This is a genomic window from Synechococcus sp. CB0205 (genome assembly GCF_000179255.1).
GTDB lineage: Bacteria > Cyanobacteriota > Cyanobacteriia > PCC-6307 > Cyanobiaceae > Vulcanococcus.
The window spans coordinates 41251-63626 of the sequence record NZ_ADXM01000035.1 but is presented as its reverse complement, the minus strand read 5'-3'; the positions used below and the strand labels follow the sequence as shown (position 1 = coordinate 63626).

Here is a 22376-nt window from a genome sequence, read left to right as displayed (position 1 = left end):
CAGCATGGGATCAGCACCTTGCCTCGCCCATGGGTCCGCGGATCCTGCATCCCGAGCAACTCCAGGGGTTTCGGCTGGGCAGCGATGACCACTGCCGGCTCGCCCTGCTCAGCAAGCCGGAAGCCGGCGGCTGCACGCAGTTCCTTGAGGTGCATGACCCCTGCGATCGGGTCCCCGCCCACAGCCATCACCAGGCCGCCGAGCTGTTCTTCGTTCTGCGGGGGAACGTGGTGTTCCACGTCGGTGAGTCCAGCATTACCGCCAGTGGTGGGGACTTTGTCAGCGTCCCCGGCGATGCGATCCACGACCTGGAGAACCCAGGCCCAGGCAGGGTGTACCTGATCACAGTGCTCAGCCGCGATGGTGGCTTCGCCGACCTGCTGGAGCACGGGATCCCGACGCCGTTGGATGCGGAAGACCTGGCGGTCCTGCGCAGCCTCTAGGTCACAAATGCCAGGCCAGCGGCAAGGTCAAGATCCAGCCAGCCTTCTTTGACATCCAATCGGGCCGGGTCAGCGCGGTTTAACCCGCCACCAGGCGCCGGAAGGTCTTCTTGCCCAGCTGCAACACCTTGCCGGCCAACTGATCGGGCCCTGCAAATTCCTGGTTGGGATCTGCCAGCTTTTCGCCATCGAGCTTGACCCCACCGCCTTGGATTTGGCGGCGCGCCTCGCTGCTGCTGGCGCAGATGCCGACGGCGCTGAGCAAATAGAAGGCCTTCGCCGGGAAGTTCACCTCCGCCAGGGATGCCTCGGGAACCTCGGCGTCGGCCGCCCCGCTGCCCTTGGCACCGCCCACGAGCTTGCCGGCATCGGCCTGAGCCTGATCAGCCGCCGCCTGGCCATGGCGCTGACGCGTCACCTCCAGGGCCATCGCCTTTTGACGCTCGCGAGGGTTGTCCGGCAGGGCAGCCAGATCGAGATTGGTCAGCAGGGTGAGGTACTCCTCGACCGCCGCATCGGGCACCTTCTCGAGCTTGGAGTACATCGAGAGCGGGTCTTCGGCCAAGCCGACGGTGTTCCCCAGGCTCTTGCTCATCTTCTGAACGCCGTCGAGGCCCGCCAGGATCGGCAGGAGCATCCCGAACTGCGTGCGCTGGCCGAAGTGGCGCTGCAGGTCGCGGCCCATGGCCACGTTGAACTTCTGGTCCGTCCCCCCCAGTTCCAGGTCGGCCTGCACGGCCACCGAGTCATAGCCCTGCAGCAGCGGATAGAGAAATTCGTGCAGGGAGATCGGAGTACCGGAGCCGTAGCGGTTGGCGAAGTCCTCCTTGGCCAGCATCTGGCCGACGGTGGAGATCCCCAGCAGCTCGATCACCTTGGGTAGATCGAGGGAGGCCAGCCATTCGCTGTTGCGGCGCACCTCCAGGCGGCCCGGGGTCTCGAAATCCAGCAGGGCACGCGCGGGGTCCTGGCCCTGGCCGAGCTGCTGGAGATAGGTGCGGGCGTTGGACTCGACCTCCTCAGCCGTGAGCTGAACGCGGGTGGCACTTTTGCCCGTGGGGTCACCGATGCGGGCGGTGAAGTCACCGATGATCAGCACGGCCGTGTGGCCCGCATCCTGGAAGGCCCGCAATTTGCGGAACAGGATCGAGTGGCCCAGGTGAATGTCACTGCCGGTCGGATCGATGCCGAGCTTGATCCGCAGGGGCCGGCTGGCCTTCTCGGCCTCAGCGAGGCGGGCGGCCAGCTGTTGGTCGGCATCACTGGCTTCCGTACCGGTGGGGAAGAGGTCAGCGACACCGCGCTCCAACCACTGCGGCAGTCCCCACTCGCCCTTGGCCATGTCCGCCCTGCTGTCTGGGGTCGGATCGTACGCAGACGGGGATCAGCTTTCGGCGTCCAGCTCCCCCTTCATTCGATCCAGGGTGCGCTGCATCTGTTCAAACATCTGATCGGGGGTCATCCCGAACTGGCTGAGCTGGGTGCGTAGCTGCTCAACCGTGAGCTTGGCCTGGAAGTCATCGGAGAGCTCAAAGCGCTTCATGAACACGCGGTAGCGGTCCATCAGCTCCTCCATCCGCTCGATGAAGAGCTTTTTGCCTTCACGATCGAACTTGCCGTACTCGCCGCCCAGCTGCATCAGTTGCTGGTAGTCGCCAAAAAGGCGCTTGGCTTCTTCTTGAACGATCTCGGATTCAAAGAAGGCCATCAGGCTGAGCCGGGCGGGCCCAACGATTGTGTCGAGCCTGAGCGGCCCTGACGAGTGCGGATAGGCGTAACGGGCTGCCAAGTTCGCCGCCCGTGCGCACAGTGAACAATGCAGCCTGCGTCGCAATGGACTACACCCCCTCCCTGGCGGCCGTGCGGGGCAACGTGGCCGCAGGCAACGCCCTGCTCAGTCAATCCCGCGTGGTGGTCTGCAGCGGCTCCCGGCTCGCCCTGACCCTGTTCATTGCCGCCCTGCAGCCGGGACCCGAGATCGTCGGGGCAGTGACCACCCAGGACGAGGGATTGCAGAGGTTGGAGCAGGGGCAGGCGGATGTGCTGATCTGCACTGACCGGCTCGAGCAGGGCAACGGCGGCAGCCTGGTGGCCCAAGCCAAAGCCCTACCCCAGCCGCCCGCCACCTTGATGGTGGTCACCCAGCCCCGGCGCTTGATGGCCATTCACCAAGCACTGCAGGCCAACTGCGATGGGCTCTGCCTGGAGAGCAACCTGGGTTTCGGCAGCTTTCTGGCCGCGATTCGCGCGATGCAGAGCGGCGGGCTCTACCTCGACCGGAACCTGAGCAAGAGCTACTTCGAAGCCTTTGCCGAGGGCCAGGGCACCCCCTTGGCGCAGCTGACCCCCAGGGAGGTGGACATCCTTCAACTGATGGCCGGCGGGACCGAGAACCAGGGCATCGGTCAACGCCTGCACCTGTCGGTTGAGACGGTGAAAGACCACGTCCGGCACATCTTCCACAAGCTGAATGCCAAGAGCCGCATTCAGGCCGCGGTCCAAGGCATTCGCCTGGGCTTGGTCGAGTGGCCAGACCCTCGTTAAGGTCGGGCGGTTCCGCCGCACCCGACACCGCCATGGGCCGAGGCCACTGGTTGGATCCTCTGGCCCGGAGACTGCTAGAGGCGGCGGGAGAATTGCCGCGGCGTGCACAACAACCTGCCGCGCCAGAACCCCAGCCCCTGGAGGAGTGCGTCGAGCAAGACCTCCTCGCCCTCAAGCTCGAGCACAACCCCAACCTGCGGCTGGCCAACGCCCAGGAGGTCCGGCACGCGGCGGCCCTGGGTTGGCGCCTCGATGTCAATCGCGCCAGCGCCAACGACTGGTTGCGGCTGCCGCAGATCACACGCGATCAAGTCGACCTGCTCCTGCGGCTCCAGCAGGGTGGGGTGCAACTCAGCGGTCCAGACGACCTCCAGCGCCTGTTGGACCTCCCCGCTGCACTGGTGGCCAGCTGGGAACCCCTGCTGCAATTCCGCTGGTACGGCGATGGCGCCCCAACGGCCGTGACGCCCTTGCTGATCGACCTCAACCGCGCCCCGGCCCAGGCGCTCGAGATCCAACTGCCCCAACTGAGCCCGGAGCGGCGCCAACGGCTGCTGCGCGAGCGGCAACGGGCCCCCTTCCAGGACCTTGCGGAGCTACAGGAGCGACTGCAACTGCCCGCGTCGGTGGTGGAGGAGCTGATCGGGAAGGTGCGCTTTGGCCAAGGTTCCGCCGGTCCAGAACTGCCGCGCTCGGCCTAGGCGAATGGGACGGCAAGGCGAACTGTTTGGCGCGACACCCGTCGGTGGCGGGATCAGCGGCGAGGCCCTACCCCTGCAGGAGCATCAGCTGATCGCCTGGCAGCAGCGTCTACTGGACTACCAGAGCCCACGCTTTGAGGCGGTGGCCAGCGACAGCCAGCTGCCCCCAGGTCAGATGGATCTGTTCGGAGGCGGCAGCCTCGGTGCGGCGGCTGTGCAACGCCTCGATCCGCTGCAGCTGGCCCCACAACATCTGCAGTTCTGGCGATGGCCCGAACGCCAACCCGATGGTGCGGCCCTGTATTTCGTCGTGGACCGGCCGCCCCACCTGGAGGGGGCACTCCTCCTTTATGTGGGGGAGACCAAACAGGCCGATCGGCGCTGGAAAGGCGAACACGACTGCAAGGGCTACCTAGCGGCCTATGGCGAGGCGCTGCAGCAGGCCAACCTCCAGAGCCAGCTGAGCATCCGCTTCTGGCACGACGCCCCCAGCGAACGGCGGGCACGGCAAGCCCTGGAGCAAGCCTTGATTCGCCACTGGCTGCCTCCGTTTAACAAGGAAACCCGCGGCCGCTGGGCCACCCCCTTCACGGCCGAGCCGGGCTGATCGCCCTACCATCGCGCCCATTGAGCTCGAGATGGCCATGGAGATCCGCTGCAGCAGTGCCACCGCCCGCGATTGGACGGGGGAGGCCCTGGTGGTGGGTCTCTTCAGCGATGCCCCCGGAGAGGGCAGCCGTGAACTGCTGAAGAGCCGTTTTGGCGAAGCCCTGCTGGCGCGCATGGAGCGGCGCCGCTTCAAAGCCAAGCCGGGCGAGAGCCTGGTGGTGGAGCTGCTGGATCAACAGCCCAGCACCCTGGTGCTGGTGGGCCTTGGGGCCGCCGCGGACTTCAACCTCGAGCAGCTGCGCCACGCCGCGGCCATGGGCGCCAAAGCAGCAAATGGCAGTGGCGCCAGCAGCCTGGGGCTCGCCCTGCCGCTCGAGGGCCTGGCCCCGATCGCTGCCGCCTCAGCCATGGCTGAGGCCGTGCGGCTGAGCCTCTTTAAGGACCAGCGCTTCAAAGGCGAAGACGAACCCGCTAAGCAACCCGCCCAGGTGGAGCTGCTGGGCCTACCCGCAGCTGAGCTGAGCGCCTGCCAAGGCGCCGCCTCGAGCAGCCAAGCGCTCTGCAGCGGCGTCGAACTGGCCCGCGAACTGGTGGCAGCACCTCCGAATGTGGTTACCCCAGCCGCCCTCGCGCAGACCGCCACGGACATGGCCCGCGACTTCGGCCTGCAGCTCAAGGTGCTGGAGCGCAGCGAGTGTGAAGCCCTGGGCATGGGCTCCTACTTGGCCGTGGCCCAGGGCTCGGACCTGCCGCCGAAGTTCATCCACCTGACCTATGTCCCCGATGGGGAGATCAAGCGGCGATTGGTGCTCGTCGGCAAGGGCCTGACCTTCGATTCCGGCGGTTACAACCTCAAAACCGCCGGCTCCCAGATCGACATGATGAAGTTCGACATGGGGGGCAGCGCTGCGGTGCTGGGGGCCATGCGAGCCATCGCGGAACTCAAACCGGCCGGCATCGAGGTCCACATGCTGGTGGCCGCCTGCGAAAACATGATCAGCGGCGGAGCGATCCACCCCGGAGCGATCGTCACCGCCTCCAACGGCAAAACGATCGAGATCAACAACACCGATGCCGAAGGTCGCCTGACCCTGGCCGACGCCCTGGTCTACGCCTGCAAGCTGGAGCCTGACGCGGTGGTGGACCTGGCCACCCTGACGGGCGCCTGCGTGATCGCCTTGGGCGACGAGATCGCCGGCCTCTGGTCCCCCAGCGACACCCTGGCCCAGGCCCTGATGCAGGCCGGCGAAGACGGCGGCGAGAACCTCTGGCGCATGCCCCTGCGGGCCTCCTACCGCGCTGGCCTCAAGAGCGGCCTGGCCGACATGAAGAACACCGGCCCGCGCCCCGGTGGCTCGATCACGGCGGCCCTCTTCCTGCAGGACTTCGTCAACAAGGACATCCCCTGGGCCCACATGGATATCGCCGGCACGGTTTGGAGCGACAAGGGACGGGGCTTGGATCCCGCCGGTGCCACTGGATTTGGCGTTCGCACCCTGGTGAATTGGGTCCTGGCCGGGGGAGCCGCCTAGGCTCAGGCAGACCTGCAGCGTGGCGGTGCCCAAACTTCGGTGGTACGTCAAAGCCCAGCTGGGCGTCCTGCTCTTGCCGGCGGGACTCTGTCTCTTTGGCGAGGCCGTCCAGCGGCGGACACTCCAAGCCCTGGGACAGCCCCACGGCCCCTGGTTCTGGTACGGAACCCTCAGCCTGGTGGCCATCGTGGCCGCCGTCGGACTGATGGTGGAAAGCGGACTGCTGCGGGGCTACCCAGGACAGAACCAACCGCGCCGCTAGGCAGCGGCGGCGGCTGAAGCGCTGGACGCCCCAAGAAGGGAAGCCGGCTCTTCCAGGGCGTGGATTTGCCAGCGAGCCCGATCACCAAAGAGCTTCAACAGGCGATCGAGATCGTCCGAAGCCTGCTTCGGAGTGGCGTAGGGGCCGATATGACGTGTCACGAGACCATCGCGAATCGTCAGCAGATACATACAAAACCTGCAGTCGAGACAAGGCAAGAGTAATTCGGGCGGGCGGGAGGAAAAAGGCGTAAAAACCGCATCAGCACTCGAAAAAACCGAATTTTGCGAAATCGGCTCTTTAGCTTTTCCTCAGCTTTCCGGTCAGCGTCCAGTCACCCAGTGAGCATCGCTGCGGGCCTTTGATCCCCAGACCTGATCCAAGCGGCGATCCCGGCCGCAGGCCCAGCGGTAGTAGTTGTATTTGATCGCGTTATTGACTGCGTAGTTCTGGTGATACCCCTCGGCGGGCCAGAACCGCTTGAGGGGCTTGATCTGCACCTTGATCGCCGAGGCGGGCTTGCCCAGCTCCTTGGCTGCAGCCTGAAGGCTGGCCTTGGCTTGACTGAGCTGCTGCTCACCCTCAGTGAAGATCACCGGTTTGTAGGACCCGCCGCGGTCACAGAACTGCCCACCCCCATCGAGGGGGTCGATATTGCGCCAGTAGGCCCACAGCAGGGTGGGATAGCTGATGGTCTGGGGATCAAAGCGGACGCGCACCACCTCTTGGTGCCCGGTGCCGCCAGAGCTGACCTGCCCGTAGCTCGGGTTGTCCAGATGGCCACCGCTGTAGCCGCTCTCGGCATCGATCACCCCCGGCAGGTCCTCCAGGTCGTGCTCCAGGCACCAGAAACAGCCACCAGCGAGGACCGCCTCTTCCGTGGCGGCCAGCGCGGAGGCACAGGGACCTAGCAGCAGCAGGCCGATGGCCAAGCAGGCGGACAAGAGGCGCCGGATCATGCCGCATTTCCCCCTGGCAGGGCATCCAGGATCGCCGCGGCCGCCCGGCGGGTGACGCCCGGTTCCCCAAGGAGCTCACGCAAGCGACGATAGCCCTGCGCAACCCGCTCCCGGGCGGACGGATCCTCCAGCAGCGGCAGGGCTGCTTCCACCACAGACTCGGCGGTGAGCTCGTCCTGCAGGAGCTCCGGGACCAGGCGCTCACCCACCACCAGATTGACCGGTGAGATGTGATCGACCTTGAAGCGCAGGATCTGCTTGGCCACCCAAGCCGTTGGTCGGCTGACCCGGTAGGCCACCACCTGGGGCACCCCCCGAAGGGCCAACTCCAAGTTGACGGTGCCGGATTTATTGATGGCGAGATCCGCTGCCGCACAGAGGACCGGACGAAGGGCATCGGCTTCCGCCGCCGGAATCACGCGGGCCTGCACTCCAGCCTGGGTCAAGACCTCCTTCAGGACCGGCTCAAAACTGGCCTGACCCGCCGGCACCACCACCTGCAGTCCCGGGCAGCGCCGCTGCAACTCGGCGGCCGCCTGGGCTAAGTCCGGCAGCAGATAGCGCAACTCCTGCTGGCGCGAGGCAGGGAGCAGCAGCAACAGGCGTTGATCCGGCTTCAAGCCCAACTGAGTGCGGGCCGCCTCACGACTGGGCAGCTGGGTCAAGGTGTCGATCAGGGGGTGCCCCACCCAAGTGACATCGGCCCCGCGGGAGCCGTAGAAGCGGGCCTCCTCTGGAAAGATCGCCAGGATCCGATCGGTGAAGCCGATCAGCCGGGTCGTCCCCCCCTCGCCAACGCGAAAGGCCCACTCCTGGGGAGCGATGTAATAGAGGATCGGGATCTTCGGCAGCAGCCGCTTGACCTTGAGGCCCAAGTTGACATTGGCCCCCATGTAATCGATCAGCACCAAGCCGTCGGGGGGGGACTGACGCAACCAGGCATTGACACGGCGCTGCACCTGGAGGGTGGGCCAGACCAAGGGGAGAGCCTCCCAGAGGCCAATGGCGCCCATCGCCATCGTGTTCGCAAGGAGCGTTGCACCGGCCTGGGCCATGCGCTCACCGCCGAGGGCGAAGAGCTCCAGCTCAAGACCACGGGCCTGGGCCTCCTCCCGCAGAGCCTTGACCAACAGGCCGCCCTGCAGATCACCGGATACTTCGCCGGTGCTAATCAGCAGTCGCCTCATGAACGCCCGGCGGGCAGGGGACCTCGGCGACCGGGGCCAATCGAGGCCTCCAGGAAGCTCACCAGGGTTTCGGCGGGGGGAAACAGGCTCTGCTCACGCACGCCCTTGATCGCCTCAGCCAGCACCACATCACCGCGGTAGAGCTGGGCCCAAACCTGCTGCAGCTGCTTGGTTTGTGCGCCGCCATCCAGCTCGCTCAGACCACTGCGCTTCAAGCCAATCCGGTTCAAGCCCCGCAGGCGACCGGGGTGGCCCTCAACGATCGCGAAGGGCGGAACATCACGGTCGATCCGACTCATTCCACCCACCATCGCCATCGTGCCGATGTGGACGAACTGATGGATGCCCAGCACGCCTCCAATCACGGCGCGGTCACCGATCACCACATGGCCGGCCACGGCGACGCCGTTGGCGATCACGATGCGATTCCCCAGGTCGCAGTTGTGACCCAGGTGGCTGTAGGCCATCAGCAAATTGCCATCACCGATTCGGGTCTGCTCTCCCTCATGGGTGGCACGGTTGATGGTCACGCATTCGCGGATGGCGTTGTCATCGCCAATGACGACCTCGGTGGGTGCACCGTTGTATTTGAGGTCCTGGGGCTCGGCGCCAATCGAGGCCCCCGGGAAGATGCGGTTGCCCTTGCCGATGCTGACGCGGCCGTCGAGCACCACATGGGGGCCAATGCGCGTTCCTGAGCCGATCGACACCTCGGGACCGACCACGGCATAGGGGCCGATCTCAACGCCCGCATCGATCTGGGCCTTGGGATCCACCACGGCGGTGGGATGGATTCGGGTGCTGTCCCCGTTCATAACAGCCTGAGTCATGGGGGGAATTCAGTCGACCAGGGAGAACATCAATTCGCCGGAGCAGACCAGCTGTCCGTCCACCGTGGCCTCCGCCTTGACCTTCCCGAACCGTTGTCGCTTGAGCGACAGCAGTTCGCAAGTCATCACCAACTGATCACCCGGCACCACCGGACGGCGGAAGCGCACGCCATCAATCCCTGCGAAGACAAACAAACCCTTCGGGAGATCCGGCATCTGGGTGACGATCAAGCCCCCCACCTGGGCCATGGCCTCGACGATCAACACGCCTGGCATCAGCGGGCGACCGGGGAAATGGCCCTGGAACTGGGGCTCGTTGAAGGTGACGTTCTTGATCGCCACCGCCCGCTTGCCCGGCTCATGCTCGATCACCCGGTCCACGAGGGCGAAGGGATAGCGGTGGGGCAGCAGCCCCTGGATCTGCTCGCTGGTCAGAACTGGGGCGGAAGGGATGGCGGATGAAGACAAGGAACTCAGCGAGAAGAAACCAGAGCGGCGGCCAAGGCGGTGTGCAGTCCGTGGGAGCCACGGAAGGCAAACACTTGGGCCAAAGGCAGTCCCGCTAAGGCGAGATCGCCCAATAGGTCAAGCAGCTTATGGCGCACGGGCTCGTCGGCAAAGCGCAGCGGGGGATTCAGCCAACCCTCCCCATCGCACACCAGGGCGTTATCCAATGCACCGCCCTGAATCAAGCCCGCAGCCCGCAGCTGATCCACCTGCTCTTTGAAGCCGAAGGTGCGGGCCGGGGCGATCTCCTCGACGAAGGCCTGGGGGGTGAGTTCGAGGTTGAACAGCTGGCGGCCAATGGCGGGATGGGGGAACTCGATGGCTGCCCCCAAGCGCAGGCGATCACTCGGGAGCGCCGTGGCAAAACTTTGGCCCTGCTGCAGGGTGATCGGTGCGGCCAGAGGCGCAGCCTCAGGACGGGGACCGAGGCAGCGCAGGCCGGCCTCGGCCAAGGCCTCAACCCAGGGCTGGGCCGAACCATCCAGCAGGGGAATCTCCTCGCCATCCACCAGGATCAGCGCTGAGGTCACCCCGACACCGGCCAGGGCAGCCAGCAGATGCTCCACGGTGGCGAGACGCTGCTCACCCAGCTGCAGGGCGGTGCAGAGCTGGGTTTCGCAGACCTGGGAGGGCTGCAGGCGGACGTGGGAACGCTCAGGGGCGTTGAGCCAACCCACGTAAAAACCCGGCTGCTCCGCAGGCTCCAGCCGAACCCTGGCTTGAGCACCGCTGTGGAGGCCCACACCGGAGCGCTCGACGGGCTGAGCCAGGGTCCACGCCTGGCTGTAATCGCTGGGCCAAAGGGTCACAGGAGCCGCCTCAGAACTTCCAACCCACACCGAGGTTGAAGCGGTATTCGTCAGTGAAGTCCTGGCTGGCAACCTCCAAACGGAGTGGACCGACGGGCGTGGTCACGATTACGCCAAGACCAGGAGAAACACCTTGTCCAGGCTTCTCCAACAGAGATCCTGGGTTGCCCGGAACATCAGCCTGACTGCCAAAGGTGGTGCCAGCGTCGATGAAAACCTCCCCGCTAATGATGCTGAAGATGGGGAATCGATATTCAATCGTGGCTTCACCAAAGCTCTTACCGACGCCGAGATCACAGTCGTAGTAACCGCGTACGGAGTTTGAGCCACCCAAGCAGAAGGCCTCATAGACGGGCATGTTGCCCAGGTTTGTTCCTACAGAAACCTGAAAAGCGAGGGCCTGTTTGCAATCTTCCTTCTGCCCGGGCTTGGGGCGGCAGCCTTTATAGAACTTCAACCAGTTCACCGGGATGTAGTGGGTTCCAGTGGCCCTGAGGCGGTTGAACGTGGGTGAATCCTGCCCAACGGAGAAAAACTGCTCAGAACCAACGCTCAAGAAATTGCCACTGGTTGGATTTCGAGGATCATTCAGCGTGTTCATCGAGGCGGCAACCCTCAGACCAACCAATTGGTTCGTCGTTGCGCCGTTTTCGCAGTTGTACGCAACGCAAATCACATTGTTGACGGTGGTTGTTCCGTTAGCAGTGAAGTTGTTGGAGGCAACGGCATAGGGCATGGCATCCCCTGCAAAGTTGATTGGCTTCACCTGCTGGGCATTCAGGCCAACGACCACACTCCACGGTGCTTTTTTGAACGGATCACCGCCGTTCAATGGTCGAGCCAAAGACGCCGTGCCGCCGATCCGCTGAATCGCGACGGCATTGCCATCCAACTGGAACCAGTTGTTGTTGTCGCCGAGCTGAGGATTTGCAGCCTTAGCTGCTGTCACCGAGGCATAGGGACCGGTCAAGACGGTGGAGTTGCTCTGATAAGCGATCGCAGTACTGGGGGCACTGAAAAAGCCTTGAGAAACATCCGAGACGGTGTAGAAGTTGCCGTTTTGCTGGCTTTGGAATACCTGGGGAACTTCCCGGCTCAGGAAAAGCTTGGTGCGGAAGGCGGTGCGGTACTTGTCACCCTTGATCCAGGGGTCAGTGAAGGACAGGTCTGCTAATCCGCCGAACTGGCCATAGGTGACGTTCAGGGCCAGATCCCAGGCGCGCCCGAAGAGGTTGCTGTCCTGAAGCTGAATCTGACCAAAAATGCCCTGGCTCTGGCTGTAACCAAGACCACCTGAGAGGGAGCCGGTGGACTGCTCCACCACACCCAGGACGATGGTGACGGCACCGGGCTCAGCCGCGACCGGGCGCAGGGTCACCTTCACATCACCGAAGAGACCGGTGCCATAGAGACGCTTGATGTCGTCTTCCAGCTGGCGGCGGTTGAAGGTGTCGCCGGCCTTGATCGAAATCTCTCGGGTGACCACCCAGGTCTTGGTTTTGCCGCGGATCGGCTGACCCTTGTCGTTGGTGCTATCTCCCTCCTTATTGAGGAACTGCACTTCGACGCCCGCCACGGTGCCCTCACGCACCAGCAGCTGCACCACACCCGCGGGACTGACACGGGTTGGACCGGTGACCCGAGCGAGGGAATAGCCCTGATCGGCGTACCACTTCTGCAGCTCAGCGATGCGGGCCTGCAGGGCGTTGAGATTCAGGGTCTTGCCGTAGTCCGCGGCAAAGATGTCGGGGATGAGGTCGTCAGGAAGCTTGGTGGTCTCGCTAACGCCCTCAAGGTCCACCTTGGTGAGCACCGGGTTCGGCACGACCGTGACCACGAGCCGGACGCCTAGGGGGCTGTCGACGGGCTGAATCCGGACGTCGGAGAACCAACCGCTGGCGTAGATCGCGGACAGATCCGTCTGCAATTGAGCGCGGGTGACACGACTGCCGGGACGGGTGGCCATCGCGTCGTACACCGCGATCTCCATCCGCTCCTGCTCCGGATGGCCCTCAGCCCCCTGGACCACCACCTCACTGATCAGCACCTGGGGCTCAGCGGGAGCCGCTGGCGCCAAGGAATCACTGGTGCTGGGGGCAAGTGATGGTCTGGAACTGGGGGTCTCAGACGCAGGCTGATCTACCGGTGCAGGGTCCTCTGGTTCCGGACTCTTGTCCTGGGCCCAGACCGGGCCAACCCCAGCGACCAGGGGCAACGTCAGTGCCAGCCCCAGGCTCCATGCGTGGTTCTTGCCGTTGCGGGTTGCAGCCATGGAACGGGGACTGGAGCGGCGAACCGCAAATGCCGCCGAACCTACTTGGCTCAGCGGGGTTCTGGACAGGCGGCTTGGACCCGTTTGAGAACCTCCCCGTAGGCCTCGACCACACCGCCGAGATCTTGACGGAAGCGATCTTTGTCCAAGATCCGCTCCTGGGCATCGCCGCTGACGTTCCTGTCCCAGAGACGGCAGGTATCTGGACTAATTTCATCGGCCACCACCAGCTGGCCGTCGGTGGTGAAACCCAGTTCGATCTTGAAGTCCACCAGCTCCAGGGCGATCTCGGCAAAAAAGCGACGCAGCACCGCGTTGACGGCCATGGCCAGACGCTCCAATTCCTGGCGCTGGGGTGCCGTCAGCACCCCCAGACGCTCCAGTCGCGCATCGGTCAGCAGGGGATCGCCGTAGGCGTCGTCCTTGTAATAGAGATCCAGCAGCGGCGGATCCAAGGGGGTGCCGGGCTCGATCGGCATCTGTTTGCACAGCGAGCCAAAGGCGATGTTGCGCACCACCACTTCCACCGGAACGATCTGAACCGGCTTCACCAACATCCAGTTGGGTTCCTGCAGGGAGAGGTAGTGGGTGGCGATCCCCTCCCGCTCGAGCAACTCGAACAGCCGCGCCGAGATCTGGCAGTTCATCAACCCCTTGCCCGCCAGCTGGGCCTTTTTGAGGGCGTTGAAGGCGGTGGCGTCGTCCTTGTACTCAACCGCCACCAAATCGGTTTGATCGGTCTGGAAGACGCGCTTGGCCTTGCCTTCGTAGAGGAGAGATCCGAGGGTGTAAGCGGTCATGGTTGCGGTGCGGCGTGGCCTCCGGGGTCGCGGGGGGAACGCAACTGCTGCTGCAATGCGTCGGCCCTGGCGCTTTGTCCTGAATCTTGCCGGGTGATCGCCCACTCGCTGTAGGCATCATCCAGGCGCTGGCTCAGACGGCTCAGGCGGGCGCGGGAGCGCTCCGCCACGGTGCCGGACTCGGACTCGATCAAAACGCGCTGCTGCTCCAGCAAGGCGATGGCCAGGCCCCAGGCCTGGGCCGCCGCCGCCTGATCCAGGGCGCGCTCCATCAGCTGATCGCGTTCGGCCAAGGGAAGTTGCGCAAGCAGAGCGACCGCTTGGCTGAGGCGCTCCGCCGCCACCTGACCCGGTCGTCGTCCGGCCAAGAGCAGCGCCGCTGCCTGCTGGGGGCGCTCCAGAACGATCAGGTGTTCGACGTAGAGATCCAGGGCAGGCCGCGTCAGCACGGTGCCGTCCTCATTCACCCGGACAGGAAGGGCCAGGGTCTCCAGGCGCTCGGGATCAGCCGCGGTCAACTGCTCCAACAGGCGCGCCGCCAAGTCGTGATGCAGACCAGCCATGGCGGCGCGCCAGCGCTGCACCAACCACTGCTCGCGCTCGAGACCGGGAGCTGGACCAAAACGGTTCAGCACCTCCAGGGCCGCATCGGGGGCCCGGCAGCTGAGCAGAGCATTGGCATTCACCAACACCACCGGGAAGGGCTGGGGCGGTGGGGCCACGGTCAACAACCGCTGCTGGAGCAGCTGCAAACGGGTCACAAAGTCAAAGCTGGCGGCCTCCTGGCAGGCCAGGTTGAGGGCCCGTAGGTCCCCGGTTTTCAGTAGCTCCTGAAACTCCGCTTCCGGGGTGCTCCCTTCGAGTTCTGGGGCCGAGGGTCCCTGGACCTTGGGCTTCGGCTGACCGCGAAACAGATCGCCAATGAAGGGCAACTTGGCCTCGGCGGGCAGGGCCGCAGCCAGCACCAAGGGAAGCAGCGCCAAGCCCCAAGCCCACGGCTGCCGCCGGCGCGCCCCCACCGGCGAGTAAAGAAGGAAAGGCACCGACAGCGGTCTTCTGGGGGACAACCTAGGGGAGCTCACCGCTGTGATCACCGAACGAACCCCCCGCCTCCTGCCCTCCATGACCGCGTCCGCTGCCCCGCAACACGTGCTGGTCGTCGGAGGAGGCGGACGGGAGAACGCCCTGGCCTGGGCCCTGGCCCGCAGCGCTGGCGTCCAGCAGGTCTGGGTGGCCCCAGGCAACGGCGGCACCGCTGAACTCGAGGGCTGCATCCAGCTGGCCATCAGCGAGGGCGATCAGGACGCCCTGCTGAAGACCTGCCAAGACAAAAGGATTGACCTGGTCGTGGTCGGTCCCGAAGCCCCCCTGGCCGCGGGCCTCGGCGATCGCCTGCGCCAGGCTGGCTTTGCCGTCTTCGGCCCTGGAGCGGACGGCGCCCAGCTGGAGGCCAGTAAACAGTGGGCCAAGGCGCTGATGGTGGAGGCCGGCATCCCCACGGCGGGCTACTGGAAAGCCAACAGCCGAGAGGAAGCCCTCCGTGCCCTCGACGCCCAGGGCAAGCCCCTGGTGGTGAAGGCTGACGGACTGGCCGCCGGCAAGGGGGTGACCGTGGCCGAGAGCGTGGACGAAGCCCGCGCCGCCATTGAAGAGATCTTTGCTGGACGGTTTGGCGGCGAAGCCTCCCTGGTGCTGGAGGAGCGCACCCACGGCCCCGAGGTCTCGGTCTTTGCCCTCAGTGACGGCGAGCGCATGGTGCTGCTGCCCCCCGCCCAGGACCACAAACGCATTGGCGAAGGGGATGTGGGCCCCAACACCGGCGGCATGGGAGCCTATGCCCCGGCTCCACTGCTGGATCAAGCCGGTCTCGAGGAGGTCAAACGGCTGGTGCTCGATCCCACCCTGGCGGCCCTGCAGGCCCGGGGGATCAGCTACCGGGGGGTGATCTATGCGGGCCTCATGCTCACCGAAACCGGTCCGAGCGTGATCGAGTTCAACTGCCGCTTCGGGGACCCCGAATGCGAGACCCTGATGCCCCTGATGGGGCCGGAATTTGCGGCGGTCCTTCTGGCCTGCGCCACCGGCCAACTCAACACCGCCCCGGCCCTGACCATTCACGAACAGTGCAGTGCCTGCGTGATTGCCGCAGCCCAGGGCTATCCCGGGGAGATCCGCAAGGGAGACCCCTTCTCGAGCTCCGTGGAGAACGGCGCCGATCTGCAGCTGTTCCATGCCGGAACTCGCCGGGATGAAGCCGGGGTCTGCCACACCAACGGGGGCCGGGTGCTGGCGATGGTGGCCCAAGCAGGCGACTTTGATGCCGCCTTCGCCAAGGCCTACGAGGGCCTCCAGCAGGTGCACTTTGAGGGCATGACCTATCGCCGAGACATCGGCCACCAGGTCCGCAGCCACTAAGCTTCCGCCGCCGATCCCAGCACCTTGACCAGCAGCTCCACACCGCTTGCCCTTCGCCGCTGGTGGCAGAGCCTGGTGCGCTGGTGGGCGGAATTCAGCCTCCAAACCAAGCTGCTGGCGGCCGCCACCCTGGTGGTCAGCCTGGTGATGACAGCCATCACCTTCTTTGCGCTCAACGGCATCCAGGCGGATGTGCGCATGAGCGACACCCGCTTTGCCCGCGACCTGGGCCTGCTGCTCTCCGCCAACGTCACTCCCCTAGTGGCGCAGGGCAACGACCGGGAGCTGGCGGCCGTCGCCGAACGCTTCTGGAAATCCAGCCGCAGCCTGCGCTACATCTTCTTCGCCGATCCCGACGGGATCATCTACCTGGGGATCCCCATCAGCGGCACCAGCGGCAGCAGTGAGCTGCTGCTCAGCCGCAAGTTGGAGCTGCCTGCCGAACTCTCCAAACGTCCGCAGAACCCACTGATCCGGCAACACCTGACCCCCGATGGTCAGGTCACCGATGTCTTCGTGCCCCTGGTTGCCGATGGGCGCTACATGGGTGTGCTGGCTCTGGGGATCAACCCCAACGAAGCCGCCCTGGCCAGTGCCGCCCTGAGCCGCGAGGTAACGGTGGCGGTGTTCATCTCGATCTGGATCTTGGTGATCCTGGGGGCCGTCTTCAACGCCCTGACCATCACCCAGCCGGTCAAGGAGCTGTTGCGGGGGGTGCGCTCCATCGCAGGGGGGGACTTCGAGGCGCGCATAGCCCTGCCCGTTGGCGGTGAACTGGGGGAGCTACTGGACGGCTTCAACGACATGGCCTCCCAGCTCGAGGCCTACAACGAAGCCAACATCGAGGAGCTCACCGCCGCCCAGGTGAAGCAGCAATCGCTGATCGCGACCATGGCCGATGGGGCCTTGCTGCTGGATTCCGAAGGGCGGGTGGTGCTGGTTAACCCCACCGCCAGGCGCTTGTTCCGCTGGGAGGGCCGCAATCTGGAGGGCACGCGCCTGATGGACGAACTGCCCGAGGGACTGAACCTCGAGTTGCAGACCCCCCTTGAGAGCCTGCTGGAGAACGACAAGGAGAGCAGCGATGTGCGCTGCAGCTTTGGTGAACCGCCGCGCACCCTGCGCATCGTTCTGCAGTCCGTGCGCGATGCCAGCGGCGAAACCCTGAAGGGCATCGCCGTCACCGTCCAAGACCTCACCCGCGAGGTGGAACTCAACGCCGCCCAGAGCCGTTTCATCAGCAACGTCTCCCATGAGCTGCGCACGCCGCTCTTCAACATCAAGAGCTACGTCGAGACCCTCCACGACATGGGCGAGCAGCTCAGCGAGGAGGACCGGCGGGACTTTCTGGCGATTGCCAACGCCGAGACGGATCGCCTCACCCGCCTCGTCAATGACGTCCTCGATCTCTCCCGACTGGAGAGCGATCGGGCCTGGTCGATGGAAGCGGTGGAGCTGGGTCCGGCGATGGAGCAAACCCTGCGCAACTACAAGCTGAACGCCAAGGAAAAAGGCGTCGAGCTCGACCTTCATGTCACCGACGAGCTGCCCCGGGTTCGCGGCAACTGGGACCTGCTGCTGCAGGTGCTCGACAACCTGGTGGGCAACGGCCTGAAGTTCACCGCCGCCGGGGGCCGCCTGAGCCTGCGGGCCTACCCCTGGCCTGACATCTGCACGATTGACCCCAGCACCGCAGCCAACCCGGATAACCCCGCCTGCGAGCTGACCGCGCCGCTGCCGAAGCTACGGGTGGAAATCTCCGATACCGGTTCAGGCATCTCCCGCGAAGACCAGGAGAAGATCTTTGATCGCTTCTACCGGGTCGAGAACGCTGTTCACACCGAAGTGGGAACTGGTCTGGGGCTTTCCATCGTGCGGGGCATCCTGGAGAAGCACGGGGCCACCGTTCGCATGGTGAGCGAACTCAATGTGGGCACCACCTTCTGGTTTGACCTGCCCCTCGAAGACGCTGACGACACGGAACTGCGCCTGCAGGCCGAACGGCGAAGCACCAGCAATTTGGGCGACGGGATCTAAACAGGATCTAGAACTGGCCCTCGCCAACCCCCTTCACGATGCGCGAGAGCTCGCTGCGCTCATCGTGGTCAATGCGGTGCGGCACACCACTAATAATCCGCTCAAAGTTCGAGAAGGAGTCCTTAATTTCAGGGCCGTTGCTCGTAATGATGTATTCACGGATTCCCTTGTCGTGCCAGGAACCACGCATCTTGAAGACGTTCAGAGCGCGGGCCATCTCACCACGGATCTCAACGTACTGAAGCAGCAGGATCGTGTCGGTAATCGTCGAGATATGGGAGTCGGTAATCGAGTGACTCCCCATGAATTCCTCGGAGGTATTCGTAAAGAAGCCCGCGATTTCTTCCTGCTTGGCGTAACCGGTCACGCCGATCACAAACTGACGGAAGGCGTTATGACTCACGCCCCGCGCCAGGGCCGAGAGGGAGTCGATCGCCATCCGCGATGGCTTGAACTGGCTGATTTCGGTCTTGATGATTTGGAGGTGATCCTCCAGGCCCGTTGATTCGGGATAGGCACAAATAATTTTGAGCAGCCCCTGGCGCTCCATCTCCTCGAAATCCAACCCCCAACTGGTGGCATTGCGCAGCAGCTGGGCCCGGGATTCCTCATAGGCAAAGAGGATGGCCCGCTCCTTGTTGGCGCAGGCGTTCTCCACAAACTTGCTGACCAGCAGGGTCTTACCCGTCCCTGTCGCACCGGTGGCCAGGATGATCGAATCCTTGAAGAAGCCGCCGCCGCACATCTCATCGAGACGGGGGACACCCGAGCTCACGCGGACATTGGAGCTGCGCTGGGTCAGGCGCATGGCCCCGAGAGGGAAGATGCTGATGCCGTGGGAGCCCATGGTGAAGGGGAACTCCCCCTTCATGTGGGTGGTACCGCGCAACTTCAGGATTTCCACCGTCCGCCGCCGGCGCTCCCCCTCCAAGACATTGCGGAGGATCACCACGTTGTCGCTGACGAACTCCTCCACCCCGTAGCGGGCGATGGGACCGTATTCATCAATCCGCTCGGTGGTCATCACCGTGGTGACGCCGATCTCCTTCAGGCGGGCAATCAAGCGGAAGATCTCCCGGCGCACAACCGAGACCGCGTCGTACTGCTGAAAAACGGCCGTGATCGAATCGATCGCAACACGCCGAGCCTTGTATTTACGGATCGCGTAGTTAATTCGCTCGATCAGACCTGACAGATCGAAGCTGCCAGCGACATCTTGCCCTTCCGGATCAGGGGAGGCATCCAACAGGAACAGCTTGTCCTGCTCCACCATTTCCTGAAGATTCCAGCCAAAGCTGGCCGCATTGCGGAGAATATCGAGCGGGGACTCTTCAAAGGTGACGAAAATCCCGGGCTCGTCAAACTGACGAATGCCGTTGTAGAGAAAGTTCAGCGAGAACACGGTTTTACCCGTACCCGATGTCCCACTGATCAGCGTGGAGCGACCAATGGGGAGACCGCCCTGGCAAACGTCATCAAACCCCTCAATCCCCGTCGGCAGCTTCTGGACCGAGGCGAGATGATTGGACTGTGGGCTGGGGTCCTGCATGGGGAGGATGGTCCTGTCAGAAATCTAGTTCGTTTTCACGGCTATGGCAGCCGCTCTTGTGAAGGAAGCGTTGGTTTTCACACAAGATCACCCACGGCATCCTGGTCCAACAACGACTCGGACAAGGCCTCATCACTGAGCTCCTCAAACAAGAGATCCAAACCAATCAAAACCCTCTCCCGGTCTGAGAGATCACCAATGATTCGACGCACAGGTGGCGGGAGGATTTTGGCGAGGGTGGGCGTCGCCAGGATCTTGTCTTCTTCAGCGAGCTGAGGGTTTTTCAGAACATCAATCACTTTCAGGGCATACACACCCTGAAATTCCGTATCAAGGATATTCCGCAGGGTCTTCAATGCGCGCATCGAGTTGGGCGTGTTTCCCGCCACATAGAGCTTCAGGATGTAGGTCTTGCGTGGACTCATCGGAATCACCTCCTTAAGACAAATGGAACGAATAAGAACTAACCAACGGACTCACCAGGCGGTGGTTCCGCCAAGGGGAGATCCGGAGGAATGGAACGCCGGTACATCTCACACAAATGGGCCATCACATCCAAAAGCGCAAGGCGGTAATCCTGAAGAAAATCGTTTTTATGGCCTTCAAGCCGCAGTTGCTTCCAGAAGGAATCCATCAGATCCACGTGGATCTCAACAACGCTGTTGACCGGAAGATCGCAAAAGAAGGCGCTGTGGACAAAGCTCTCGATCGCCTGGTTGGCCGCCGCAGGATCCTTGAAGTAACTGATCAGGATGTCGCGGTAGCCCCGCTGCAACGACTGGCGCAACTCGCCGTGGTCAGGCTCCGGGAGATTGCGCAAAAACAGGGACGGATCCCGCTTGTAGAAGACCCCCAGGTAGCCCAGGCGCCCCTGAAGTCGATTGGGTAGCCGCCAGGACAGCGGTGTCGAGGCCGACTCACTGCCCGACTCCGATTGGGCAGACAGTCCCTTGCGCAGGAAGCGCGAAACCGCGGCATCCAGGCTGTAGACAACCTGCTCAAGCTGGTCCTGGGGCAGATGCACCTCCGCCTCGTGGTAATCGACGCGGCCGTTGACTTCCCCCACCACAACCGCCGGCAGAAGCACCCCTTGCTGACGCAACCCTTGGAGGGCCTCTGGGGGCGTGACACCCTGCTGCAGCAGCACCACATCAAAGGCATCCCGCCGCTGCAGCAATTCAGCGATCGGATCGGAAAGGGAGCCCAGGTCCTCCAGGCAGTAGCGCTCACCCTTCAGCCAGCTGGTCGCAGCCTTGACCAGACGAGGGTCCGACAACAGCGAAGCAATAGTGAGCGCCGGCTGGGTCATGGCCCTGAGTTGGAGCCCTGGCAAGTGAACTCAGTGTTGACGGGAGTGCCCTCGAGCGGTGAAACTCGTTGTTTGTCTTCCAATTGCCGTGGCAGGCCGCAATGACGGCGTCCTCCCGTCAGCCTGACCACGCCCCTTCTGTCATGAGTACTGATTCGCAAACCGGCCCCTACGCCATCGTTGAGACCTCGGGTACCCAGGTCTGGGTTCAGCCCAACCGCTACTACGACCTCAACCGGATCCACGCCGAGGTCGACAGCACCCTCACCCTCGAGAACGTGCTGCTGGTGAACGACGGCAAGGCCGCCAACGTGGGTCAGCCCTACGTCAAAGGGGCCACCGTTGAGCTGCAGGTGATGGCTCACCGCCGCGGCCAGAAGGTAATCGTCTACAAGATGCGCCCTAAGAAGAAGACCCGCCGTAAGAACGGTCACCGTCAGGAGCTCACCCGCGTGATGGTCAAGTCCATCAGCGTCGGCGGCAAAGCACTGGCCTGAACCTCCAGATCCTTCTCCTGAACTCCTGAGCTTCCTCCCCCATGGCCCACAAGAAAGGCACCGGCTCCACCCGTAACGGCCGCGACTCCAACGCAAAGCGTCTTGGCGTGAAGCGCTACGGCGGTGAATCCGTCAGCGCCGGTTCGATCCTGATTCGCCAGCGCGGCACTTCTGTGCTCCCCGGCAACAACGTCGGTCGCGGTGCTGACGACACCCTCTTCGCCCTGGTCGACGGTGTGGTCAGCTTCGACACCATCAAGCGTGGTCTGCGTACCCGCAAGCGCATCAACGTGGCCCTCGGCTGAAGCCCAGCACCACGGTTGATTGAGCCGGCACCCAGGTGCCGGCTTTTTTGTGGCCGGGCCTCAGGCCAGGCGGTAGGCGCGGGTGGTGATCAGATAGGGATGGAACACCTCGAGGAAGCGAGCCTGGAGAGTGCGGAAGAAGCGCTCCACCAGGGCCGGATCATCGAAGTGGAAGGGATACTCGCCGTTGAAGCCCTGGAAGAAATACCAATTCAGTAGGGCGATCGCCTCCGGCCCCATCCGCTGAGCAAACTGCTCGAGCTGCGCCGAGGGGTCGTTGAGGTGCTCAAGGACGTCCAGGCACACCACCGTGTCAAACCGCTCGGGCAGGGCGGCGTCGCCGAGGTCGCGGAAACAACGCAGCTTGTGGGCCAAGCCAAAGCGCTCCGCCCGCTCCGTCACGAAAGCGCGATTGGCGGGGTTGAGGTCGACGAACCAGACCGACTCGACCTCAGGCAGGGCCGCCGCCGCCAGGGCATGGGTGCCAATCCCGCCGCCGAAGTCCAGGACCTGCCCCTTGGCAAACATGGCCTGCAAGCGCAGGGTGTCCGCGATGTAATCCGCACTGCTCAGGTGCCAAGCCGCGAGCTCCAGCAGATGGGCATGGCCCACCTCGTTCTCGTAGAAGCTCCCCGCCTGCTCGGGATCAAAGGCCCCAGGGTGGGCAGCGGCCAGGGCCTCGGTCGCCATCGGCAACTGCTGCTCCAGCTCCGCTGCCGTGAGCTGGAGATGGGACGCCAGATGCTGGCGTAGATCAAATCCTCCGGAGAGAAAGTGATCGAGGGAGAGAGCGGCGGTGACGGTCATGG

The 22376-nt window shown here is 64.0% G+C and carries 25 protein-coding genes; 10 read left to right on the top strand and 15 right to left on the bottom strand.

Annotated features, from left to right (window positions below):
* Positions 1-29 precede the first annotated feature (29 nt).
* Positions 30-443, top strand: coding sequence for a cupin domain-containing protein (locus tag CB0205_RS0106030; protein ID WP_010315458.1), 414 nt, complete (start codon positions 30-32; stop codon positions 441-443).
* Between the two features lie 79 nt (positions 444-522).
* Here the strand turns inward: CB0205_RS0106030 and tyrS are convergent, their stop codons facing one another.
* Positions 523-1785, bottom strand: a complete 1263-nt coding sequence (tyrS, locus tag CB0205_RS0106025) for a tyrosine--tRNA ligase (RefSeq protein WP_010315457.1) — start codon at positions 1783-1785, stop codon at positions 523-525.
* Between the two features lie 42 nt (positions 1786-1827).
* Positions 1828-2151, bottom strand: coding sequence for a DUF1825 family protein (locus CB0205_RS0106020; RefSeq protein ID WP_010315455.1), 324 nt, complete (start codon positions 2149-2151; stop codon positions 1828-1830).
* Positions 2152-2276: 125 nt separating this feature from the next.
* On the opposite strand from CB0205_RS0106020, the gene CB0205_RS0106015 reads away from it, so the two are divergent.
* From CB0205_RS0106015 to CB0205_RS0105995, 5 genes are read left to right on the top strand one after another with little or no spacing between them, the layout of a single operon-like run.
* Entirely contained in the window at positions 2277-2987 is a 711-nt protein-coding gene (locus CB0205_RS0106015; RefSeq protein ID WP_010315453.1) for a response regulator transcription factor, read from the top strand.
* 32 nt (positions 2988-3019) lie between these two features.
* Positions 3020-3688 (top strand): type II secretion system protein GspK, encoded by a 669-nt coding sequence (locus CB0205_RS0106010; RefSeq protein WP_010315451.1) that lies wholly within the window; start codon positions 3020-3022, stop codon positions 3686-3688.
* A 4-nt stretch (positions 3689-3692) separates the two neighbouring features.
* Positions 3693-4295 carry a hypothetical protein gene (locus tag CB0205_RS0106005; RefSeq protein WP_010315449.1) on the top strand — a complete coding sequence of 201 codons (603 nt, stop codon included), beginning with the start codon at positions 3693-3695 and terminating at the stop codon, positions 4293-4295.
* Between the two features lie 37 nt (positions 4296-4332).
* Positions 4333-5829: a leucyl aminopeptidase gene (locus tag CB0205_RS0106000; protein ID WP_029626158.1), complete on the top strand. Its 1497-nt coding sequence runs from the start codon at positions 4333-4335 to the stop codon at positions 5827-5829.
* Between the two features lie 19 nt (positions 5830-5848).
* Positions 5849-6091: a hypothetical protein gene (locus CB0205_RS0105995; protein ID WP_029626157.1), complete on the top strand. Its 243-nt coding sequence runs from the start codon at positions 5849-5851 to the stop codon at positions 6089-6091.
* Here CB0205_RS0105995 and CB0205_RS0105990 read toward each other — a convergent pair.
* From CB0205_RS0105990 to CB0205_RS0105950, 9 genes are all read right to left on the bottom strand, one after another.
* Entirely contained in the window at positions 6088-6282 is a 195-nt protein-coding gene (locus tag CB0205_RS0105990) for a hypothetical protein (protein ID WP_010315443.1), read from the bottom strand. The genes CB0205_RS0105995 and CB0205_RS0105990 overlap by 4 nt on opposite strands.
* Positions 6283-6414: 132 nt before the next feature.
* Entirely contained in the window at positions 6415-7050 is a 636-nt protein-coding gene (gene msrA, locus CB0205_RS0105985) for a peptide-methionine (S)-S-oxide reductase MsrA (protein WP_010315441.1), read from the bottom strand.
* The gene (gene lpxB, locus CB0205_RS0105980) at positions 7047-8237 is read right to left on the bottom strand and encodes a lipid-A-disaccharide synthase (protein ID WP_010315440.1); all 1191 of its coding nucleotides are present in this window, start codon (positions 8235-8237) and stop codon (positions 7047-7049) included. The genes msrA and lpxB overlap by 4 nt, the downstream gene beginning before the upstream one ends.
* Entirely contained in the window at positions 8234-9067 is an 834-nt protein-coding gene (gene lpxA / locus CB0205_RS0105975) for an acyl-ACP--UDP-N-acetylglucosamine O-acyltransferase (RefSeq protein ID WP_029626156.1), read from the bottom strand. The genes lpxB and lpxA overlap by 4 nt, the downstream gene beginning before the upstream one ends.
* 9 nt (positions 9068-9076) lie before the next feature.
* Positions 9077-9535, bottom strand: coding sequence for a 3-hydroxyacyl-ACP dehydratase FabZ (gene fabZ, locus CB0205_RS0105970; protein ID WP_010315435.1), 459 nt, complete (start codon positions 9533-9535; stop codon positions 9077-9079).
* Between the two features lie 5 nt (positions 9536-9540).
* Positions 9541-10383: a UDP-3-O-acyl-N-acetylglucosamine deacetylase gene (lpxC, locus tag CB0205_RS0105965; protein ID WP_029626155.1), complete on the bottom strand. Its 843-nt coding sequence runs from the start codon at positions 10381-10383 to the stop codon at positions 9541-9543.
* A gap of 10 nt (positions 10384-10393) precedes the next feature.
* A complete protein-coding gene (locus CB0205_RS0105960) occupies positions 10394-12655 on the bottom strand; it encodes a BamA/TamA family outer membrane protein (protein ID WP_010315431.1) in 2262 nt (753 codons plus the stop codon).
* Between the two features lie 50 nt (positions 12656-12705).
* Positions 12706-13455: a phosphoribosylaminoimidazolesuccinocarboxamide synthase gene (purC, locus tag CB0205_RS0105955; RefSeq protein ID WP_010315429.1), complete on the bottom strand. Its 750-nt coding sequence runs from the start codon at positions 13453-13455 to the stop codon at positions 12706-12708.
* Positions 13452-14498, bottom strand: coding sequence for a hypothetical protein (locus tag CB0205_RS0105950; RefSeq protein WP_232197251.1), 1047 nt, complete (start codon positions 14496-14498; stop codon positions 13452-13454). The genes purC and CB0205_RS0105950 overlap by 4 nt, the downstream gene beginning before the upstream one ends.
* A 79-nt stretch (positions 14499-14577) precedes the next feature.
* On the opposite strand from CB0205_RS0105950, the gene purD reads away from it, so the two are divergent.
* Both purD and nblS read left to right on the top strand, forming a co-directional pair.
* Positions 14578-15870, top strand: a complete 1293-nt coding sequence (gene purD / locus CB0205_RS0105945) for a phosphoribosylamine--glycine ligase (protein WP_029626154.1) — start codon at positions 14578-14580, stop codon at positions 15868-15870.
* A gap of 24 nt (positions 15871-15894) precedes the next feature.
* A complete protein-coding gene (gene nblS, locus CB0205_RS0105940; RefSeq protein WP_010315425.1) occupies positions 15895-17907 on the top strand; it encodes a two-component system sensor histidine kinase NblS in 2013 nt (670 codons plus the stop codon).
* Positions 17908-17914: 7 nt separating this feature from the next.
* Here the strand turns inward: nblS and kaiC are convergent, their stop codons facing one another.
* The 3 genes from kaiC to CB0205_RS0105925 form a co-directional block, all read right to left on the bottom strand.
* Positions 17915-19456: a circadian clock protein KaiC gene (kaiC, locus tag CB0205_RS0105935; protein WP_010315422.1), complete on the bottom strand. Its 1542-nt coding sequence runs from the start codon at positions 19454-19456 to the stop codon at positions 17915-17917.
* Between the two features lie 77 nt (positions 19457-19533).
* Complete coding sequence (gene kaiB / locus CB0205_RS0105930; RefSeq protein WP_010315420.1) at positions 19534-19881, bottom strand: circadian clock protein KaiB; 348 nt, start codon at positions 19879-19881, stop codon at positions 19534-19536.
* A 38-nt stretch (positions 19882-19919) separates the two neighbouring features.
* The gene (locus CB0205_RS0105925) at positions 19920-20765 is read right to left on the bottom strand and encodes a circadian clock protein KaiA (RefSeq protein WP_010315418.1); all 846 of its coding nucleotides are present in this window, start codon (positions 20763-20765) and stop codon (positions 19920-19922) included.
* Between the two features lie 143 nt (positions 20766-20908).
* Here CB0205_RS0105925 and rplU point away from each other — a divergent pair, with 143 nt between their 5' ends.
* Both rplU and rpmA read left to right on the top strand, forming a co-directional pair.
* Entirely contained in the window at positions 20909-21262 is a 354-nt protein-coding gene (gene rplU / locus CB0205_RS0105920; protein ID WP_010315416.1) for a 50S ribosomal protein L21, read from the top strand.
* A gap of 41 nt (positions 21263-21303) precedes the next feature.
* Positions 21304-21567 (top strand): 50S ribosomal protein L27, encoded by a 264-nt coding sequence (rpmA, locus tag CB0205_RS0105915; protein WP_010315415.1) that lies wholly within the window; start codon positions 21304-21306, stop codon positions 21565-21567.
* Positions 21568-21627: 60 nt separating this feature from the next.
* Here the strand turns inward: rpmA and CB0205_RS0105910 are convergent, their stop codons facing one another.
* Positions 21628-22374, bottom strand: coding sequence for a bifunctional 2-polyprenyl-6-hydroxyphenol methylase/3-demethylubiquinol 3-O-methyltransferase UbiG (locus tag CB0205_RS0105910; RefSeq protein WP_010315414.1), 747 nt, complete (start codon positions 22372-22374; stop codon positions 21628-21630).
* Positions 22375-22376 lie beyond the last annotated feature (2 nt).

Coding starts and splice junctions, on each gene's coding strand:
- CB0205_RS0106030 (WP_010315458.1), top strand. CDS start 30: ATGGGTCCGCGGATCCTGCATCCCGAGCAACTCCAGGGGTTTCGGCTG.
- tyrS (WP_010315457.1), bottom strand. CDS start 1,785: ATGGCCAAGGGCGAGTGGGGACTGCCGCAGTGGTTGGAGCGCGGTGTC.
- CB0205_RS0106020 (WP_010315455.1), bottom strand. CDS start 2,151: ATGGCCTTCTTTGAATCCGAGATCGTTCAAGAAGAAGCCAAGCGCCTT.
- CB0205_RS0106015 (WP_010315453.1), top strand. CDS start 2,277: ATGGACTACACCCCCTCCCTGGCGGCCGTGCGGGGCAACGTGGCCGCA.
- CB0205_RS0106010 (WP_010315451.1), top strand. CDS start 3,020: ATGGGCCGAGGCCACTGGTTGGATCCTCTGGCCCGGAGACTGCTAGAG.
- CB0205_RS0106005 (WP_010315449.1), top strand. CDS start 3,693: ATGGGACGGCAAGGCGAACTGTTTGGCGCGACACCCGTCGGTGGCGGG.
- CB0205_RS0106000 (WP_029626158.1), top strand. CDS start 4,333: ATGGAGATCCGCTGCAGCAGTGCCACCGCCCGCGATTGGACGGGGGAG.
- CB0205_RS0105990 (WP_010315443.1), bottom strand. CDS start 6,282: ATGTATCTGCTGACGATTCGCGATGGTCTCGTGACACGTCATATCGGC.
- msrA (WP_010315441.1), bottom strand. CDS start 7,050: ATGATCCGGCGCCTCTTGTCCGCCTGCTTGGCCATCGGCCTGCTGCTG.
- lpxB (WP_010315440.1), bottom strand. CDS start 8,237: ATGAGGCGACTGCTGATTAGCACCGGCGAAGTATCCGGTGATCTGCAG.
- lpxA (WP_029626156.1), bottom strand. CDS start 9,067: ATGACTCAGGCTGTTATGAACGGGGACAGCACCCGAATCCATCCCACC.
- CB0205_RS0105960 (WP_010315431.1), bottom strand. CDS start 12,655: ATGGCTGCAACCCGCAACGGCAAGAACCACGCATGGAGCCTGGGGCTG.
- purC (WP_010315429.1), bottom strand. CDS start 13,455: ATGACCGCTTACACCCTCGGATCTCTCCTCTACGAAGGCAAGGCCAAG.
- purD (WP_029626154.1), top strand. CDS start 14,578: ATGACCGCGTCCGCTGCCCCGCAACACGTGCTGGTCGTCGGAGGAGGC.
- kaiC (WP_010315422.1), bottom strand. CDS start 19,456: ATGCAGGACCCCAGCCCACAGTCCAATCATCTCGCCTCGGTCCAGAAG.
- kaiB (WP_010315420.1), bottom strand. CDS start 19,881: ATGAGTCCACGCAAGACCTACATCCTGAAGCTCTATGTGGCGGGAAAC.
- CB0205_RS0105925 (WP_010315418.1), bottom strand. CDS start 20,765: ATGACCCAGCCGGCGCTCACTATTGCTTCGCTGTTGTCGGACCCTCGT.
- rplU (WP_010315416.1), top strand. CDS start 20,909: ATGAGTACTGATTCGCAAACCGGCCCCTACGCCATCGTTGAGACCTCG.
- rpmA (WP_010315415.1), top strand. CDS start 21,304: ATGGCCCACAAGAAAGGCACCGGCTCCACCCGTAACGGCCGCGACTCC.
- CB0205_RS0105910 (WP_010315414.1), bottom strand. CDS start 22,374: ATGACCGTCACCGCCGCTCTCTCCCTCGATCACTTTCTCTCCGGAGGA.